At 52.0% G+C, this 3,419-nt stretch carries 1 rRNA gene; it reads left to right on the forward strand.

Annotated features, from left to right (window positions below):
• Nucleotides 1-281 precede the first annotated feature (281 nt).
• Nucleotides 282-3,372 (forward strand): 23S ribosomal RNA (locus HMPREF2528_RS01130).
• The last annotated feature ends 47 nt before the right edge of the window (nucleotides 3,373-3,419 follow it).

Below are 3,419 nucleotides of genomic sequence, written 5' to 3' on the forward strand. Positions count from 1 at the left end.
CATGCTGCCCGCGAGTGTCGGGTGGGTGGTTTTGCTCATGGGTGGAATGTTGGTTTTGGGTTGGATGAGGCGCATTGTTGGGTTTTGGGGTAACACGTGTGTGTTGTTCCTTTGTTTGCCTGGCATGGTGATGATGCAGATGTTTTTGTTTGTGTTGTTGTTGTGTTGTGGGTTGTTGTTTGAGAACTATATAGTGGACGCGAGCATCTTCTGGAATTTGCGTTGAATCAACGTTGTGTTGGTTTGATTGTTGATTTTAGATTCTTATTTTTCTTGATTGTGTGTAAGTTATTAAGGGCACACGGTGGATGCCTTGGCATTAAGAGCCGATGAAGGACGTGTGAATCTGCGATAAGCCTCGGGGAGCCGATAACTGGGCTGTGATCCGAGGATTTCCGAATGGGGAAACCTGGCTCATCTTCATGGTGAGTTACCGCCAGCTGAATGTATAGGCTGGTTGGGGGGAACGCGGGGAAGTGAAACATCTCAGTACCCGCAGGAAGAGAAAATAAAGTAATGATTCTGTGAGTAGTGGCGAGCGAAAGCGGAAGAGACTAAACCTGTGGTGTGTGATAGCGGTTAGGCGTTGCATCATGGGGGTTGTGGGAGTCACAGTGGCAGTTCTAACTGGCTGCCGGCATGATGTTCAGGATGGTAGGTGAACGACTTGGAATGGTCGGCCGTAGAGGGTGAGAGTCCCGTAATCGAAATTGTTCTGTCCGTGGTGTGGCCACCCGAGTAGCACGGGGCTCGTGGAATCTCGTGTGAATCTGCCAGGACCACCTGGTAAGTCTAAATACTTCTTAGTGACCGATAGTGAATCAGTACCGTGAGGGAATGGTGAAAAGTACCCCGGGAGGGGAGTGAAATAGTACCTGAAACCGTGTGCTTACAAGCCGTTGGAGCCTTTTGGGGTGACAGCGTGCCTTTTGAAGAATGAGCCTGCGAGTTAGTGTTATGTCGCGAGGTTAACCCGTGTGGGGTATCCGTAGCGAAAGCGAGTCTGAATAGGGCGTTTGAGTGGCATGACCTAGACCCGAAGCGGAGTGATCTATCCATGGCCAGGTTGAAGCGACGGTAAGACGTCGTGGAGGACCGAACCCACTTCAGTTGAAAATGGAGGGGATGAGCTGTGGATAGGGGTGAAAGGCCAATCAAACTCTGTGATAGCTGGTTCTCCCCGAAATGCATTTAGGTGCAGCGTTACGTGTTTCTTGCCGGAGGTAGAGCTACTGGATGGCCGATGGGCCTTCACGGGTTACTGACGTCAGCTAAACTCCGAATGCCGGTAAGTGAGAGCGTAGCAGTGAGACAGTGGGGGATAAGCTTCATTGTCGAGAGGGAAACAGCCCAGACCACCAACTAAGGCCCCTAAGCGTGTGCTAAGTGGGAAAGGATGTGGAGTTGCTTAGACAACCAGGAGGTTGGCTTAGAAGCAGCCATCCTTGAAAGAGTGCGTAACAGCTCACTGGTCAAGTGATTCTGCGCCGATAATGTAGCGGGGCTCAAGTACACCGCCGAAGTTGTGGCAATGATCTTTTTGGATTGTTGGGTAGGGGAGCGTCGTGTGGCCGGTGAAGCTGCGGTGTAAACCAGTGGTGGAGGCTATGCGAGTGAGAATGCAGGCATGAGTAGCGAAAGATGAGTGAGAAACTCATCCGCCGGATGATCAAGGGTTCCAGGGTCAAGTTAATCTGCCCTGGGTTAGTCGGGGCCTAAGGCGAGGCCGACAGGCGTAGTCGATGGATAACGGGTTGATATTCCCGTACCGGTGAAAAACCGCCCATACTGATATTGTGATGCTAACCATGCGAAGCATGATGTGCAGGCTTTTGTTTGTGTGTTGTGTGGGTTGTGGGACCCGATCTTTGGAGGTAAACGTGTTAACAGGTGTGACGCAGGAAGGTAGCCAAGCCACGCGATGGTTGTCGTGGTCTAAGCGTGTAGGGTTGTCGGTTGTTAAATGCGCCGGCTGTGTGCCTGAGACGTGATGGGACCCCGTTTTTGGGGGATTTGGTGATCCTATGCTGCCGAGAAAAGCATCGGCGTGAGGTTTTAGCCGCCCGTACCCTAAACCGACACAGGTGATCAGGTAGAGAATACTAAGGCGATCGAGAGAATCATGGTTAAGGAACTCGGCAAAATGCCCCCGTAACTTCGGGAGAAGGGGGACCTTGAGCGTGATGGGCATTTGCTGCCTGGAGCGTGTATGGGTCGCAGAGACCAGGGGGAAGCGACTGTTTATCAAAAACACAGGTCCGTGCGAAGTCGTAAGACGATGTATACGGACTGACTCCTGCCCGGTGCTGGAAGGTTAAGAGGATTGGTTAGCCTTTTTTGGGCGAAGCTGAGAATTTAAGCCCCAGTAAACGGCGGTGGTAACTATAACCATCCTAAGGTAGCGAAATTCCTTGTCGGGTAAGTTCCGACCTGCACGAATGGAGTAACGACTTCCCTACTGTCTCAACCATGAACTCGGCGAAATTGCAGTACGAGTAAAGATGCTCGTTTCGCGCAGCAGGACGGAAAGACCCCGTGACCTTTACTATAGTTTGGTATTGGTGTTTGGTTTGGCTTGTGTAGGATAGGTGGGAGACTGTGAAGCATGGACGCTAGTTTGTGTGGAGTCGTTGTTGAAATACCACTCTGGTCAATCTGGATGTCTAACTTCGGGCCATGATCTGGTTCAGGGACAGTGCCTGATGGGTAGTTTAACTGGGGCGGTTGCCTCCTAAAGTGTAACGGAGGCGCCCAAAGGTTCCCTCAGCCTGGTTGGCAATCAGGTGTTGAGTGTAAGTGCACAAGGGAGCTTGACTGTGAGACTGGCAGGTCGAGCAGGGACGAAAGTCGGGACTAGTGATCCGGCGGTACGTTGTGGAACGGCCGTCGCTCAACGGATAAAAGGTACCTCGGGGATAACAGGCTGATCTTGCCCAAGAGTCCATATCGACGGCATGGTTTGGCACCTCGATGTCGGCTCGTCGCATCCTGGGGCTGGAGTCGGTCCCAAGGGTTGGGCTGTTCGCCCATTAAAGCGGTACGCGAGCTGGGTTCAGAACGTCGTGAGACAGTTCGGTCCCTATCCGCTGCGCGCGTTGGAAATTTGAGAAAGGCTGTCCTTAGTACGAGAGGACCGGGACGGACGAACCTCTGGTATGTCAGTTGTACCGCCAGGTGCATGGCTGATTGGCTACGTTCGGGAGGGATAACCGCTGAAAGCATCTAAGCGGGAAGCCTGTTTCGAGATGAGATTTCCTGGCACTTTGGTGTGTGAGGCTCCTTATAGATGATGAGGTTGATAGGCCGGGTATGGAAGCGGGGACTGAAGACTCGTGGAGTTGACTGGTACTAATAGGCCGAAGGCTTACTTTTCAAGAGAGTTGTTTGTTGTTTGCGTTCACTGTATGGTTTTTGGATAA

Origin of the sequence: Rothia sp. HMSC078H08, assembly GCF_001808955.1 — a bacterium.
Lineage (GTDB): Bacteria > Actinomycetota > Actinomycetes > Actinomycetales > Micrococcaceae > Rothia.